At 66.7% G+C, this 15,387-nt stretch carries 13 protein-coding genes; 9 read left to right on the top strand and 4 right to left on the bottom strand.

All coding sequences use genetic code 11. The annotated features are described in order from the left end of the window. Window positions 1-24 precede the first annotated feature (24 nt). The 5 genes from FG323_RS07970 (at window position 25) to FG323_RS07950 (ending at window position 7,505) form a co-directional block, all read left to right on the top strand. A complete protein-coding gene (locus tag FG323_RS07970; protein ID WP_141453994.1) occupies window positions 25-2,460 on the top strand; it encodes a TonB-dependent receptor in 2,436 nt (811 codons plus the stop codon). 79 nt (window positions 2,461-2,539) lie between these two features. Continuing rightward, the gene (gene recG, locus FG323_RS07965; RefSeq protein ID WP_141453993.1) at window positions 2,540-4,642 is read left to right on the top strand and encodes an ATP-dependent DNA helicase RecG; all 2,103 of its coding nucleotides are present in this window, start codon (window positions 2,540-2,542) and stop codon (window positions 4,640-4,642) included. A 67-nt stretch (window positions 4,643-4,709) separates the two neighbouring features. Further along, a complete protein-coding gene (locus FG323_RS07960) occupies window positions 4,710-5,648 on the top strand; it encodes a nucleoside hydrolase (RefSeq protein WP_141453992.1) in 939 nt (312 codons plus the stop codon). A gap of 86 nt (window positions 5,649-5,734) precedes the next feature. Next, window positions 5,735-5,977 (top strand): type B 50S ribosomal protein L31, encoded by a 243-nt coding sequence (locus FG323_RS07955; protein WP_141453991.1) that lies wholly within the window; start codon window positions 5,735-5,737, stop codon window positions 5,975-5,977. Window positions 5,978-6,215: 238 nt separating this feature from the next. After that, window positions 6,216-7,505, top strand: a complete 1,290-nt coding sequence (locus FG323_RS07950) for a citrate synthase (protein ID WP_141453990.1) — start codon at window positions 6,216-6,218, stop codon at window positions 7,503-7,505. A 64-nt stretch (window positions 7,506-7,569) separates the two neighbouring features. Here FG323_RS07950 and FG323_RS07945 read toward each other — a convergent pair whose 3' ends face one another. The 4 genes from FG323_RS07945 to FG323_RS07930 all read right to left on the bottom strand — a co-directional run bounded on the left by FG323_RS07945 (window position 7,570) and on the right by FG323_RS07930 (window position 12,108). Continuing rightward, window positions 7,570-8,013 carry a VOC family protein gene (locus FG323_RS07945; protein WP_141453989.1) on the bottom strand — a complete coding sequence of 148 codons (444 nt, stop codon included), beginning with the start codon at window positions 8,011-8,013 and terminating at the stop codon, window positions 7,570-7,572. A gap of 86 nt (window positions 8,014-8,099) precedes the next feature. Then, entirely contained in the window at window positions 8,100-8,921 is an 822-nt protein-coding gene (locus tag FG323_RS07940; protein WP_141453988.1) for a helix-turn-helix domain-containing protein, read from the bottom strand. Continuing rightward, window positions 8,918-9,571 carry a hypothetical protein gene (locus tag FG323_RS07935; protein ID WP_141453987.1) on the bottom strand — a complete coding sequence of 218 codons (654 nt, stop codon included), beginning with the start codon at window positions 9,569-9,571 and terminating at the stop codon, window positions 8,918-8,920. The genes FG323_RS07940 and FG323_RS07935 overlap by 4 nt, the downstream gene beginning before the upstream one ends. A gap of 101 nt (window positions 9,572-9,672) precedes the next feature. Then, on the bottom strand, window positions 9,673-12,108 hold the full coding sequence (locus tag FG323_RS07930; RefSeq protein WP_141453986.1) for a penicillin-binding protein 1A: 2,436 nt from the start codon (window positions 12,106-12,108) through the stop codon (window positions 9,673-9,675). 217 nt (window positions 12,109-12,325) lie between these two features. Here FG323_RS07930 and FG323_RS07925 point away from each other — a divergent pair, with 217 nt between their 5' ends. From FG323_RS07925 to FG323_RS07910, 4 genes are read left to right on the top strand one after another with little or no spacing between them, the layout of a single operon-like run. After that, window positions 12,326-13,384 (top strand): pilus assembly protein PilM, encoded by a 1,059-nt coding sequence (locus tag FG323_RS07925; RefSeq protein ID WP_249889715.1) that lies wholly within the window; start codon window positions 12,326-12,328, stop codon window positions 13,382-13,384. Beyond that, entirely contained in the window at window positions 13,384-14,184 is an 801-nt protein-coding gene (locus tag FG323_RS07920; protein ID WP_141453984.1) for a PilN domain-containing protein, read from the top strand. The genes FG323_RS07925 and FG323_RS07920 overlap by 1 nt, the downstream gene beginning before the upstream one ends. Continuing rightward, window positions 14,181-14,846, top strand: a complete 666-nt coding sequence (gene pilO / locus FG323_RS07915) for a type 4a pilus biogenesis protein PilO (RefSeq protein ID WP_141453983.1) — start codon at window positions 14,181-14,183, stop codon at window positions 14,844-14,846. The genes FG323_RS07920 and pilO overlap by 4 nt, the downstream gene beginning before the upstream one ends. Before the next feature lie 44 nt (window positions 14,847-14,890). Continuing rightward, on the top strand, window positions 14,891-15,379 hold the full coding sequence (locus FG323_RS07910; protein WP_255470143.1) for a pilus assembly protein PilP: 489 nt from the start codon (window positions 14,891-14,893) through the stop codon (window positions 15,377-15,379). The last annotated feature ends 8 nt before the right edge of the window (window positions 15,380-15,387 follow it).

Here is a 15,387-nt window from a genome sequence, read left to right as displayed (position 1 = left end):
ACACAATGCTTCTGGGAGGGAGTGATGAAGTTGAATCAACGGTGTCTGGTGGTGGGGCTGCGGCGCGCCCTGTTCGGAAGCTGCGTGTTGCTGGGCGTGTCGGGTACCGCATGGGGGCAGGCCGCCACCGCGCCGGACGATGCGACCACGCTGGACACCATCAAGGTGACCGCGCAGAGCCGCGAGCAGGAACTGAAGGACGTGCCGATCGCGATCAACGTGCTCAATGGCGAGATGATCGACCAGGTCGCGGCCGCCGACATCGGCGACCTGGACATGTTCGTGCCCGGCCTGGAGGTCACCGACGGCAGTCCGACCCAGCCGCGCTACGCTATCCGCGGCATCTCCACGGGTGACTTCGGCATCGGCACGGATCCGGCGGTGGGCGTCTACATCGATGGCGTCTATTCGGCCCGTACCGGCGGTGCGATGCTGGCGTTCAATGACATCGAGCGCATCGAAGTGCTGAAGGGGCCGCAGGGCACCTTGTTCGGCCGCAACAGCGCCGCCGGCGCGGTGTCCATCATCACCAACAAGCCGAGCAATGTGGCGGAAGGCAATGCCCGCATCCGGGTGGGCGAGGACGGCCGCCGCTATCTGTCCGGGCTGTTCAACGTTCCCTTCGGCGAGCGCCACGCGCTGCGCTTCAGCGCGCTGTCCAACCACAGTGATGGCTGGATGACCGATGCCGCGACCGGCAACCGGCTCAATCCCGAGGACACGATGGCGCTGCGCGCGGCCTGGCGTTCGGACCTGGGCGAGTCGACCACCCTCAACCTGTCCTGGGATTACGAGAACATCGACCAGCTGGCGCGCCCGGCGGTCGGCCTGGTGGCACTGGACCCGTATCCGGCCCCGGCCCCGTATCCGGCCAATCCGCTGACCTATCGGAACCCGCTGAAGGCACCGGTCTTCAACGACGTGGTGCACAACGAGGAATCGCGCACCTTCAACGGCCTGACCCTGCAGATCGACCACGCTTTCCCGTGGGGCAGCCTGCAGTCGACCACCGCCATGCGCGATTTCGATACGGTCAACCGCGAGGACGAGGACGGCACCAACCGCATCAATCTCTATTTCGACACCGCCAACATCGAGAGCAACCGCAGCTACTACCAGGAGTTCAAGTTCTCCGGCGTATCGGGCAAGTTCGACTGGGTGGCCGGCGCCAGCTGGTTCAAGGAGGAGGCCGACCAGACCAGCGAGACCAACCTGTTCACCGACAGCGTGGGCACCGCGATGGGCAACCTGCCCAACTTCGGTGGCGTCAACATCATCGCTCTGCTGGACCAGGTGCTGGAAGGCGCGGGCCTGCCGCTGCGCCTGCAGGGCCATTCGTGGCGCGAGAGCATGGTCAACCATGGAAAGGCGGAAGCCTACGCGGCGTTCGGCGATGTGATCTGGCACGTCAATGATCGCTGGAACCTGACCTTCGGCCTGCGCCTGACCCACGACCGCAAGGATTTCAGCTGGTTCAACGGCGCGCGCGACGCGGCGACGCTGGACGCCACCGTGGCGATGCTGGATCAGCAGGGCTTCTTCGAGCTGCTGCAGCAGATGGGCTATCCGGTCAGCGCCGACATGTTCAACACGGACTTCGTGTTCGCCTTCGGCGAATTGGAAGGCGTGAAGAACAGCCGCAAGAAGTCGTGGACCGATCTCAGCCCGCGCTTTGTCGTCGACTACGCGCTCAACGACAACACCATGGTGTTCGGCTCGCTGGCCAAAGGCTACAAGGCCGGCGGCTTCAACAGCGTGCAGCCGCAGTCGCAGTTCGACAACGAGGATGTCTGGAACGCGGAGTTCGGCATCAAGACCGTGTTCCCGGAACAGAAGCTGTCGCTCAACGCGTCCGGCTATTACTACATCTACAAGGATCGCCAGGCCATCAGCCTGGACCTGAACACCGCCGGCTCCGGCGTGCCGCGCTATATCGTCGACACCAGCGACATGCAGGCCTGGGGCGTGGACGTGGATCTGCAATGGCGACCGGTCACCGGCCTGGACCTGACCTTCAACACCGCCTTCATCGACGCCACCTACAAGGATGGCCTGTCCACCAACGGCCGCGACATCTCCGGGGATCCGACCGGCGAGCCTTACCTGTCGGCTTCGCTCGGGGCGGGCTACACCTGGAACCTGGGCGACGCGGGCGACGTGCGTTTCTCGCTGCTGCACGCCTACCGCGGCAAGAGCCGCTGCAACGCCGAGTCCGAAACCCAGGGCACCTGCCAGGCCAGTCCGGCGTTCCGCACCGGCGAGGCGCAGAACCGCACCGACATGCGCGTGCAGTGGTCCTCAGCCGATGGCATGTGGGGCGTGGGCGTGTACGGCAACAACGTGTTCGACAAGCGCTACGTGACCGGGGTGAACAACATCTCCGCCTCGGTGCTGGGCACGCCGTTCGCCTCGATCTCGGCCCCGCGCCAGGTCGGCGTGGAGTTCAGCGCCCGGTTCTGATGCCGACGGGCGGTTCCGGCCGTGCGCCGGAACCGCCGCGGACTGGCAATCGCACCGCGATACCCGGCATGCTTGCACCATGCCGCATGCCATTCCCGGGGCCGACGAGGTGGCCCGTCTTCCGATCGCTTCGCTGAAAGGCGTGGGCGCGCGCATCGCCGAAAAACTGGCGGCGCGTGGTCTGCTGACCCTTCAGGATCTGTGGCTGCACCTGCCGTTGCGCTACGAGGACCGCACCGCGCTGACACCGATCCGTGCGTTGCGGCCGGGAGTGCCGGCGCAGTTGGAGGGAAGGGTGGAGGCGGTCGAGCGCGGTTTCCGCTACCGGCCGGTGCTGCGGGTGGCGATCGGCGACGATTCGCACGCCACGGTGGTGCTGCGGTTCTTCCATTTCCGCGCGGCGCAGGTGGCGCAGTTCGCGCCCGGCACCCGGGTGCGCTGCTACGGCACCCCAAAACCGGGCCAGCACGGCCTGGAAATCGTCCATCCCAGCTACCGCGTGCTCGATGCCGACGCCGAGGTCGCTTTGGGCGAGGCGCTGGATCCCATCTATCCGGCCGTGGAAGGGGTAGGGCCGGCCAGCCTGCGCAAACTGGTCGGCCAGGCGCTGGATCGCCTGCCCGACGAGGCGGCGCTGGAGTTGCTGCCGACCTCCGTGCTGCGCGAATCCGGACTGCCGTCGCTGCACGAGGCGCTGCTGGTCATGCACCGCCCGCCGCGCGACGCCGATCTGCAGGCCCTGTCGCTGGGGCGGCATCCGGCCCAGCGGCGACTGGCGCTGGAGGAACTGCTGGCCCATCACGTCAGCCTGCGCCGCCAGCGCATCGCCCTGCAGCGCCACCGCGCGCCGGCGCTGACCGGGCGCGGCACCCTGGCCGCGCAGCTGGCGAAGTCGCTGCCGTTCCGCCTGACCGGCGCGCAGCAACGGGTGTTCAAGCAGATCCGCGAGGATCTGAAGCTGCCCTCGCCGATGCTGCGGCTGGTGCAGGGCGACGTCGGCAGCGGCAAGACCGTGGTCGCCGCGATGGCGGCGATGCTGGCGGTGGAAGCCGGCCGCCAGGCGGCGCTGGCCGCCCCCACCGAACTGCTGGCCGAGCAGCATTTGGCCAACCTGCGGCAATGGCTGGAACCGTTGGGTATCCGGGTCGCCTGGCTGGCCGGCAAGGTCACCGGCAAGGCGCGCGCGCAGGTGCTGGACGAGGTCGCCACGGGCAAGGCGCAGATGGTGGTGGGAACGCATGCGCTGATGCAGGAAGCGGTGACCTTCAAGGACCTGGCCCTGGCCATCGTCGACGAGCAGCACCGCTTCGGCGTGCACCAGCGGCTGGCGCTGCGCGACAAGGGGGCCAGCGGGAAGTCGGTGCCGCATCAGCTGGTGATGACGGCGACGCCGATCCCGCGCACGCTGGCGATGGCCGCCTACGCCGATCTCGATGTTTCGGCGATCGACGAACTGCCCCCCGGCCGCACGCCCGTGCATACCGTCGCCTTCAGCGCCGAGCGCCGTCCCGAACTGGTCGAGCGCATCCGCGCCGCCTGCGCCGAGGGGCGCCAGGCGTACTGGGTGTGCACATTGATCGACGACAGCGACGAGGTGATCGCGCAGGCCGCACAGACCACCTATGAACAGCTCTCCGCCGCCCTGCCGGAACTGCGCATCGCGCTCGTCCACGGGCGCATGAAGGCGGCAGAGAAACAGGCGGCGATGCGTGCGTTCAAGCAGGGCGAGAGCGATCTGCTGGTCGCGACCACCGTGATTGAGGTCGGCGTGGACGTACCCAACGCCTCGCTGATGATCATCGAGAACGCCGAGCGCCTCGGCCTGGCGCAGCTGCACCAGCTGCGCGGGCGGGTCGGGCGCGGCGCGGCCGCCTCGACCTGCGTGCTGATGTACCAGGCGCCGCTCTCGCAGATGGCCAAGCAGCGCCTGGCCACCATGCGCGAGACCAACGACGGTTTCGTCATCGCCGAGAAGGATCTGGAACTGCGCGGCCCCGGCGAACTGCTGGGCACGCGGCAGACCGGCCTGGCGACATTCCGGGTCGCGGATCTGGCACGCGACGCGGCCCTGCTGCCGCAGGTGCGCGAGATGGCTGATCGCCTGCTGGGCGAATCGCCGGCGCTGGCCGATCGCATCGTCCAGCGCTGGGTGGGCGGGGCGGCCCGCTACGCGGGTGCCTGAGCACTCGACTTTCGTTCGTCATCCATCGGTGCCAGACTCGCAGGCCAACCGACATGAATGAAAAAAGATGAGCGACAGGATTCCCCTGCTGATTGATACCGATCCCGGCGTCGACGACGCGCTGGCGCTGTTGATGGCGTTCAACGACGATCGCCATGACGTGATCGGCCTGACCATCGCCGCCGGCAACGTCGGCCTGAAACACACTGTGCGCAATGCGTTGAAGCTGTGCGAGGTCAGTGGCCGCGCCGACATCCCGGTATTCGCGGGCGCACCCGAACCGCTGCTGCATCCGGCGCCGGACGCCGGCTACGTGCATGGCCAGGACGGTTTCGGCGACATCGGCTACGACGCACCGTCCAAGCAGGCCGAAGCCGAACATGCCGCGCTGGCCATCCTGCGCCTGTCGCACGAGCACGCCGGCAAGCTGCTGCTGGTCGCGTTGGGACCGCTGACCAACATCGCGCTGGCGCTGAAGCTGGATCCGACCCTGCCCCAGCGTGTCGCGCGCTTCGTGGTGATGGGTGGCGCGGTAACCTGCCACGGCAACATCACCCCGGCGGCGGAGTTCAATTTCTACTTCGATCCGGAAGCGGCCCATCTGGTGTTCGAGGCGTTCGATCGCATCGAGCTGGCCGACTGGGAGGCCACCATCGCCCATGGTCTCCACCACGACCGGGTCGTCGGCTGGCTGCGGGCCGATTCGGACCGGGCCCGGTTCTATGCCGGCATCTCGGAAAAGACCCGGCTGTGGTCGATCGACCGCCGGGGCGACTACTGGTACGCGGCTGACGCCCTGGCCATGGCCTTCGCGCTGACCCCGGAAGGGACGCTGGAACGGGCCGAACGGCCGCTGGCCATCGAGCTGCAGGGCGCCCACAGCCGGGGCGCCAGCGTGGTGGACTGGCGCCGTGAAGGTGGCAAGCCGGACAAGGCCGACATCCTGCTCAAATACGACCAGGAGCGCTTCGAGGCCCTGATTCAGGCCGCCCTGGCCGCCCGCTGAGGCCGGGCAAGGGGCCGGGTTGCACGGAGAGGGGCGGGCAGGCTACAATGCCGCTCTTCCCTATCCCGCAACACGGTGTGCCCGCCATGAAGGCCGACATCCATCCCGATTACCGCGAAGTCGTCTTCCACGACGTGACCTCCGATTTCAAGTTCCTGACCCGCTCGACCCTGGGCAGCAAGGAAACCACGAAGTGGGAAGACGGCAACGACTATCCGCTGATCAAGGTTGAAATTTCCTCCGCTTCGCATCCGTTCTACACGGGCAAGCACAAGGTCATCGACACCAGCGGCCGCATCGACAAGTTCCAGAAGCGCTACGCGCGCTGAGCGAACGGTCGGTTCGTCCTGCAACGGCCGCGCCAGGTGCGCGGCCGTTTGCATTTCCGTCTTTCGCGTAACGCGCGTTGCGCGGCGCCTTATGCTTTGGTCTGAGTTTGGTCTGGAACCGAGCGACGACTCCAAACCGCGTGTGCGATAATCGACGTTATCCGAGGAACCCCTCCGGACTCCCGTCACACACCGACCGTGCAAGCGGCCGGTGCTTCCCCACGAAGGAGCGCACACTGTGTCCGAACTCGACCAGGTCACGCTGACCGCCGGCGACAAATCCGTCAACCTGCCGGTCCTGAAACCCACGCTGGGCAACAACTGCGTGGACATCTCCAAGTTGACCAAGGAAACCGGTCTCTTCACTTACGACTCCGGTTTCACCGCCACCGCCAGCTGCAAGTCGGCCATCACCTACATCGATGGCGACAACGGCGTGCTGCTGTACCGCGGCTACCCTATCGAGCAACTGGCCAAGAATTCCAGCTTCCTGGAAGTGGCCTATCTGCTGATGAACGGCGAACTGCCGAGCAAGGCGGAGTTCGAGAAGTTCGATCACGAAGTCACGCATCACACGATGATGCACGAGTCGCTGAAGAACTTCCTGCACGGCTTCCATTACGACGCGCATCCGATGGCGATGCTGGCCGGTACCGTGGCCTCGCTGTCCGCGTTCTACCATGACACCCTGGACCTGGAAGATCCGGAACAGCGCCGCCTGGCCGCCATCCGCCTGATCGCCAAGGTGCCGACGATCGCCGCGGCCGCCTATCGCTACTCGATCGGCTGGCCGATCCGCTATCCGCGCAACAACCTGGACTACGTCAACCGCTTCCTGCACATGATGTTCGAAGTGCCGAGCGAGCCGCTGGAACTGAGCCCGGTGGTGGCCAAGGCGCTGGATCTGCTGTTCATCCTGCACGCCGATCATGAGCAGAACGCCTCGACCTCGACCGTCCGCCTGGTCGGCTCCACTGGCGCCAACCCGTACGCTTCGGTCGCCGCGGGCATCACCGCGCTGTGGGGCCCCGCGCACGGCGGCGCCAACGAGGCGGTGCTGAAGATGCTGGAAGAGATCGGCACGCCGGACAAGGTGGACAGCGCCGTCGCCAAGGCCAAGGACAAGGAATCCGGCTTCCGCCTGATGGGCTTCGGCCATCGCGTCTACAAGAACTTCGATCCGCGCGCCAAGATCATCCGCGAGATGACCCACAAGGTGCTGGGCGAACTCGGCGTCAACGATCCGCTGCTGGAAGTGGCGCTGAAGCTGGAAGAGGCCGCGCTGAAGGACGACTACTTCATCCAGCGCAAACTGTATCCGAACGTCGATTTCTACAGCGGCATCATCTACAAGGCGCTGAAGATCCCGACCGAGATGTTCACCGTCATGTTCGCCATCGGCCGCACCGCTGGCTGGGTCGCGCACTGGCTGGAACAGCAGGTCGACCCGGAAGCCAAGATCGGCCGTCCGCGCCAGATCTACACCGGCTACGACGTGCGCGACTACAAGGGCATCGACCAGCGCTGAGCAATCCGCCGCATCGATGACGCGCCGAAATGCTGCGCCCCGCTTTCGCGGGGCGTTTGCTTTTTCAGCAGGGTGAATCGATCGTGTCGTAGCGCCGCTGCATCTCCTCGGGGGTGACGTTCTCGATGCTGTGGCCGATGTTCCAGCGATGGCCGAAGGGGTCGCGTACCACGCCGGAGCGCTCGCCGTAGAACATATCGCGCGGCGCCATCACCAGCGTGGCGCCCAGCGCGACCGCGCGCGTGATGACGGCGTCGGCATCATCGACGTGAATGTGCAGCGTGTGCGAAGTGGCGGCGGCGGGATCCGGAGGGACGATGCCGAACTCGGGGTATTCTTCGCACAGCATCAGCGTGCTGCCCCCGAGTTCGAGTTCGACGTGGCCGATGCGGCCACCCGGTTCGACCAGGCGGAATTTCTCGGTGGCCGCGAAGGCGTCCCGATAAAAGGCGATGGCGCCTTCGGCATCGGCAACGCAGAGATAGGCAAACAATTCGTGCACGGCCATGGTCGGGTTCCGGTATCGAGGTGGGTGAAGCATCGCCACAGTTCCCGCGACGGTATTGAACGAATCCGAAATTGGCCGGCCACCCGTTAGGGCGCCGGTACGTGGCGGAGCGCGCGCGGCGCCGCGCGGCGGTACTCGCCCGGTGTCATGCCGGCATGGGCGCGGAACTCGCGGACAAGATGGGCCTGGTCGCTGTATCCGCCATCCAGGGCAACGTCGCTCCATGCGGTGGTGGCGGCCGCCGACGGCAATACCCGCGCGAAGCGGCGCAGGTTCGCGTAGCGCCTGGGCGTCATGCCCACGCCCTCGTGGAAAAGATCGGTGAAGCGTCGTGCGCTGTAGCCCGCCGCACGCGCGATTTCCGCGATCCGCGCACCGTCTTCCACCTGGCCCAGCCGCGCCGCGACCTGCGGGTGCAGGCCATGGCTGGGACGCAGGCGCGCCAGCAGCCCCGCCTCCAGCAGCGACAGCCGCAATGCGGGCGTGCCGGCCTGCAACCGTTCGCGCAACGCCGCGACCTCCTGTCCCCAGACGTCCTCCAGGGCGACGTGGCAATCCACGAGTTCGGCGGCGGCCATCCCGAACAGTGCACGCAACGCGCCCGGCCGGAAGACCACGCCGACGGATGCGGTGCCGGGCACGACTTCCTTGAGATAGGCCCGCGAGTGGGGGCCGGCGAGCACGGCGTCGCCGATGACGCGGGCGTCCACTTCTCCGCCGACCCACCTGCGCAGGGGCGTGCCGTCCAGGCGCAGCGCCAGATGCGCATGGCCATCCGGCAGCACCCATTCCCGGGTCGTCGCGCCGAGCGCCACCGCCGGTGAAGAGTGCCAGTAACCGGCGACCCAGGGACGCAGTGCGGGGGAGGCGGGAAGCAGGCGCACGATGCCGTCCCTGCCGCGGCTCAATCCTGCACGCCGGTCTCGTAACCGGCGATTTCCTCTTCGGCCAGCATCTGCCGCAACTGCGTCGCCGAAGCGCGGCGCATCGGCTTCTCGTCGATGCCCGACAGCGGCGCCTGGCGCAAAGCGTCCAGTGGCAGCACGGTCACGTCGAAGCTCAGCTCCTCTGCGCTGAACAGCCATACCGGCGCGTCGAGGCTGCGCTCGCGATCCAGGCGCAGCCGGCGCGTCCGGGATTCGGCGGGCATGCGGTTTTCTTCCAGGAAGCGGGCCACGGCTTCCGGATCGTCGCTGTGCACATGCAATTGCACGGGCGCGTTGTTGTCGGAGGTGCCCTCCAGGACCGGACCCACCAACCGTGGCGAGAAGTCGTTGAAGAACTCCAGCGCCCTCAGCGCGGCCTCGCGGCGGCGGCGCACGCCGAGCGTGTGCGCTTCGCCGACGAACAGGCGCTGGTATTCGCGCAGGGCGTCTTCGATCTCGCGATTGCGGGGCAGCGAGGCGTCATCGTGGATGCCGAGCCGGTTGGCGGCCTTGAGCTTGGCCTGGTGGAAGTCGCGGATACCGCCCTCGGCCATCAACCGGGCGGCTTCATGGGCGAGCCTGTGGCGGCGCTCGCGGGTGCGGGTTTCGGCGTGCTGACGAGCGTGGTGCATGGCGAGCCTCCGCGTCGAAACTAGCGGCGACTGTACACCAAGGATTGTGAATATAGATCGGTGGATCAACGGGTGATCCACCGATTCGGCCGCAAACGGCGTCAGAAGATGTCGAAGGCTTCCTCGTCCGGCACCGCGTCTTCCGGACCGAAGTCGTCGAACTGCTCGATGCGTTCCAGGTCCTCCGCCTTCACCCACTCAGTCGCGCCGTTGGTGGTGACCTGGACCATGCCCGCCGGCGGGTCGTTCGCGGCAATCGGCTTGTCCTTCAGCGCGACCCGCATGTAGTCGATCCAGATCGGCAGCGCGGCCTTGCCGCCATATTCGCGGTAACCCAGGGAGCGGAAGTCGTCGCGGCCCACCCAGACCGTGGTGACGTAGGTGCCGCCGAAGCCGGAGAACCAGGCGTCGCGGTGGTCGTTGGTGGAGCCGGTCTTGCCGCCGACATCTTCGCGCCCCAGGGTCTTGGCCGCGGTGCCGGTGCCGCGCTGGACCACGTCGCGCATCATCGAGACCAGCTGGTAGGCCGTGCGCTCGTCGATGGCGCGCGGCGCGGCCACCGTGTCGGCCGTCTGGATCGGCGGCTTGGCGGGTGCGGGCGCGGCCGGCTTGGCCGGCGCGGGCTTGGGTGCGGAGGCCTGCTGGGGACCGAAATTGAAACCGTCGACCACGTCGTTGGCGGGAACGGCCGCATTGCCCAGCGAGGTGCCGCCGCAGCCGCGGCAGGCGACCGCCGGCTTTTCCTTGAACAACACGTTGCCTTCGCGGTCCTTCACCTCGTCGATGAACCAGGGCGTGACCCGCGACCCTCCGTTGGCGAACACGGCGTAGCCGCGCGCCACCGACATCGGAGTCAGCGAGGCGGTACCCAGCGACATCGACAGGTTGGGCGGCAGCTCGGCTTCCTCGAAGCCGAACTGGCTGATGTACTTGCGCGCGAAGTCCACGCCGATGGCGTCGAGCAGGCGCACCGACACCAGGTTGCGCGATTGCACCAGCGCCTCGCGCAGGCGCATCGGTCCGCGGAACCCGCCGCCATCATTCTGCGGGCGCCACATGTGGCCACGGCGATCGCGGAACACCACCGGCGCATCGAGCACGATCGAGGCCGGATTGAAGCCCTTCTCGAAGGCCGCCGCGTACAGGAACGGCTTGAAGCTGGAACCGGGCTGGCGGCGCGCCTGGGTGGCGCGGTTGAACTTGTTGCCGGCGAAGCTGTAACCGCCGATCAGCGCGCGCAGCGCACCGGTGTCGGCGTCCAGTGATACCAGCGCGGCCTGCGCGCGGGGCACCTGGTCGACCACATAGCTGCCTTCTGTCTTGCCGGCCTTCAGCCGGACCAGGTCGCCGCGCTTGAACAGCTTGCCGGGCGCCTTGCCGGTCCACTGGCTGGCCGACGGCGGCAACACCAGTTCGCTGGCGTCGGACAGGACCACGGTGGCGCTGCCGTCGGCGGCGGTGGCGGCGACGATGGCCGGGCGCATGCCGCCCTGCGGCGGTATTCCGGACAGCTGCCCGGCCAGGGCCTTGGCATCGGCGTCGGCGGCGACATCGAAATGGCGCTCCACGCCGTTCCAGCCGTGGCGACGGTCGTACAACTGCAGGCCCTCGCGCACCGCCTGGTCGGCGGCGGCCTGAAGGGTCGCGTCGATGGTGGTGGTGACGTGATAGCCCTTGGTCAGGACGTCGCCGCCGAAGCGGGCGATCATTTCCTGGCGGACCATCTCGGCGACGTACGGCGCATAGACCTCCACCGGGCGTTCGTGCGGCGTCGCGTGCATCGGTTCGGCCTTGGCTTCCGCCGCCTGCGCCGGGGTGATGTAGCGGTCCTCGAGCATCCGGTTGATGACGTAAACACTGCGCTGGTGGTTGCGCACCGGGTTGCTGATCGGGTTGCCGCTGGAGGGAAACTTCAGCGCGCTGACCAGCGTCGCGGTCTCCGCCAGGGTCAGCTGGTCAAGCGATTTTCCGTAGTAGTACTCGGCGGCCGCGGCCACGCCGTAGGAGCGGTTTCCGAAGAAGCTCTTGTTGAGATAGAGCTCGAGGATCTCGTCCTTGCTCAGCATCTTCTCGATGCGCATTGCCAGCATCATCTCGACCAGCTTGCGCGTGTAGCTGTATTCGGAGCTGAGGAACCACTGCCGGGCGACCTGCTGGGTGATGGTGCTGCCGCCGGCGACACGCCCTTCCTTGCGACTGAGGATCTGCCAGACCGCGCGGCTGACGCCGGTCAGGTCCACGCCGTTGTGCTTGTAGAAATCCGAGTCCTCGGCCGCGATGAAGGCGCGCTTGACCGGTTCGGGGACATCCTTGATCGACACCGGATAGCGGCGGGTCTCGCCGAACAGGCCGATCAGCCGGCCATCGCTGGCGTAGACGTAGAGGGGTTCCTGCAGCTCGACGCTGCGGAGGGACTGGATGTCCGGAACCTTGGCCGAAACCACGTAATAGAGGATGCCGATGGCGGCCAGGCCGGCGAGGGTCAGGGCCAGGCCGGCGAACAGGGCCCAGCGGAGGAGGCGGCGGAAACGGGGCATCCAGAGGGATCCGATTGCAGAATTCTCAAGGGCAGAGTATAGATGACGGCTGGGGTTGCCACCGGCGATCCTAGGGGGAACAGTAACTTGGGTGACAACCTTCGTGAACCGTGACAAGCCGCACAGCCACGAAAACTCAGGTTGCCAAGCGTAAAGAGTTGGTTATTAATGTGGCCGGTAGAAGTACCGTCCAATGCCCGTCGGAAGGGGAAAGACCGTGGGGCTAATCCCAAGAAGCCAGGCGCCGCTGGTCGGCGTCGATATCAGTTCGACCGCGGTCAAGCTCCTGCAGCTTTCCCGCGTCGGTAACCGTTACCGCGTGGAACACTACGCGGTCGAACCGTTGCCGCCCAATGCCGTGGTGGAAAAGAACATCGTCGAGGTCGAGGCCGTCGGCGAGGCCATCCGGCGCGCGGTGACGCGGGCAGGAACCAAGGTCAAGCACGCCGCCGCCGCGGTGGCCGGCTCGGCCGTCATCACCAAGATCATCCCGATGCCCGCCGAACTGGACGAGAGTGATCTCGAGGCCCAGGTCGAGCTGGAGGCGGTCAACTACATCCCGTACCCGATCGAGGAAGTGAACCTCGATTTCGAGGTGCTCGGCCCGATGCCGAACAACCCCGAGATGGTGCAGGTGCTGTTGGCCGCCTCGCGTTCGGAGAACGTCGAGCTGCGCCAGTCGGCGCTGGAACTCGGCGGGCTGACCGCCAGGGTGATGGACGTGGAGGCCTTCGCGGTCGAGAACGCCTTCGCGCTGATCGCCGATGAACTGCCGATTCCGCAGGACGGCGTGGTGGCGCTGGTCGACATCGGCGCGACCATGACCACCCTGAACGTCCTGCGTCGTGGCCGCAGCCTGTACAGCCGCGAACAGGTGTTCGGCGGCAAGCAGCTGACCGACGAGGTGATGCGCCGCTACGGGCTCACCTACGAGGAAGCCGGCCTGGCCAAGCGCCAGGGCGGGCTCCCCGAGAGCTACGAGGTCGAAGTGCTGGAACCGTTCAAGGAAGCCACGGTGCAGCAGATCAGCCGCCTGTTGCAGTTCTTCTACGCCGGCAGTGAATTCAACCGGGTCGACCAGATCGTGCTGGCCGGCGGCTGCGCCGCGCTGTCCGGCCTGCCGGAAATGGTGGAAGAGCAACTCGGCGTGCCGACGGTGGTGGCCAATCCGCTCTCGCAGATGACCCTCGGGCCGCGCGTCCAGGCGCACGCGCTGGCCCAGGATGCGCCGGCGCTGATGATTGCCACCGGGCTGGCGCTGAGGAGCTTCGACTGATGGCAAGAATCAACCTACTCCCCTGGCGGGCCGAACGGCGCGCGCAGCGGCAGCGAGATTTCTACGCCATGCTGGGCCTCGCCGCACTGGGCGGCGTGCTGCTGTCGTTCCTGCTGTGGTTCCATTACGACCGCCAGATCAGCGGTCAGATGGTTCGCAATGATTTCCTGACCGGCGAAATCCAGAAGGTCGAATCCCAGATCAAGGAAATCGAGGCGCTGGACAAGCAGAAGGATCGCCTGCTGGCGCGCAAGAAGGTGATCGAGCAACTGCAGGCCAACCGGTCGCAGATGGTCCACCTGTTCGACTCGCTGGTGCGCACGATTCCCGATGGCGTGGCGTTGTCGAACATCAAGCAGGAAGGCGAGGTCCTGACCCTGGAAGGGCGCGCGCAGTCCAACGCCCGGGTCAGCGAATACATGCGCAATCTGGAAGGCTCCGGCTGGATGACCAAGCCCGACCTGGCGATCATCGAAGCCAAGGCGGAGGACGCCAAGGCATTGACCGGCGGGATCAGCAGCTCGCTGCCCTACGTATTCAACCTGCAGGTGCGGCTGGCCAACCCGAATGCCCCGGAAGGCAAGGACGGCCAGACTCCGGAAAGCGCCGCGCTGTCCGAAGCCAGTGCGGTCGAGGCACCCTCCGCCACCGCCGCGCCGGCCACCCCGGCGGCTCCCGACGGGCAGGCGCCGGCCACCGCTCCCGCGCCCGCCTCGCAACCGGCGGCGCCAGCCGCCACTCCGGCCGCTCCCTCGACTCCGGCCCAGACGCCCGCCAACAGCCCGGGGAATGCGTCATGAGCCAGAAAAAGACATCGCTCAAGAATCTCGACATCAACAACATCGGTGCCTGGCCGCAGAACGCCAAGATTGGTTTCTGCGTGATCGTCGGCCTGTTCATCGTGGTGATGGCCTATTTGCTGGTGATCAAGGGCAAGCGCCAGGATCTCGTGCAACTGGAACGCCAGGAGAGCACGCTGCGTAGCGACTTCGAGGACAAGCAGGGGCGTGCCGCCAACCTGGGCCCGCTGAAGCAGCAACTGGCGCAGATGGAGCAGGTGCTGCAGCAGATGCTGCGTCAACTGCCCAGCAAGACCGAGATGCCGGACCTGATCATCGACATCTCGCAGACGGCGCTGTCCAGCGGCCTGTCCAACGAGCTGTTCCAGCCTGGACCGGAGACGCCGAAGGAGTTCTACGCCGAGAAGCCGATCGCCCTGCGCATGGTCGGCAGCTACCACCAGTTCGGTGCCTTCGTCAGCGGCGTGGCTTCGCTGCCGCGCGTGGTCATCCTGACCATGCACGACATCTCGCTCAAGCCCAAGGAGGGCAAGGGCGCCATCACCAGCCGCGGCGCGCTTGAACTGTCGGGCACGGTGAAGACCTATCGTTACCTCGACGAGAAGGAAATCGAGGACCAGGAGAAGGCTGCCGCCGATGCGGCAAAGGCTGGGAAGAAGTGAAGAACATGCACTCCGCTCTCCGCCCCTTGTTCCTGGCTTGCCTGATGGTGTCGCTGGTGGGCTGCGCGCGTGGCGTCACCAGCACGCCGGGCGATGCGCCCAATCTGGAGAAGTGGGTGGCGGACGTACGCGCCCGTCCCGCGCCTCCGCTGGATCCATTGCCGGTCATGCAGCAGTTCGAAACCTTCGAATATGCCGCGCAGAGCCTGCGTGATCCGTTCAGCAATGCCTGGAGCAACGTGGACAACGGGGGCCTGCGGCCCGACCCGAATCGCCGCAAGGAAACCCTCGAGCAATATCCGCTGGACAGCCTGGACATGGTGGGGACCATCGGCAAAGGACCGGGCCTGATTGCCCTGGTGATGGCGCCGGACAAGGTGACCTACCGGATCCGGCCGGGCAATTACATGGGCCAGAGCGATGGTCGCGTCACCGCGGTACGCGAGGACGGCATCGAAATGGTCGAACTGGTGCCGGATGGCGCTGGCGGCTGGCTGGAACGGCCCGCTTCGGTCGCGCTTGAAGATCAATGATTGGGGGA

This window comes from Pseudoxanthomonas sp. z9, assembly GCF_006542425.1.
GTDB lineage: Bacteria > Pseudomonadota > Gammaproteobacteria > Xanthomonadales > Xanthomonadaceae > Pseudoxanthomonas_A.
Note: the sequence above shows the minus strand (reverse complement) of the source record. Positions and strands in the feature narration are given on the sequence as shown.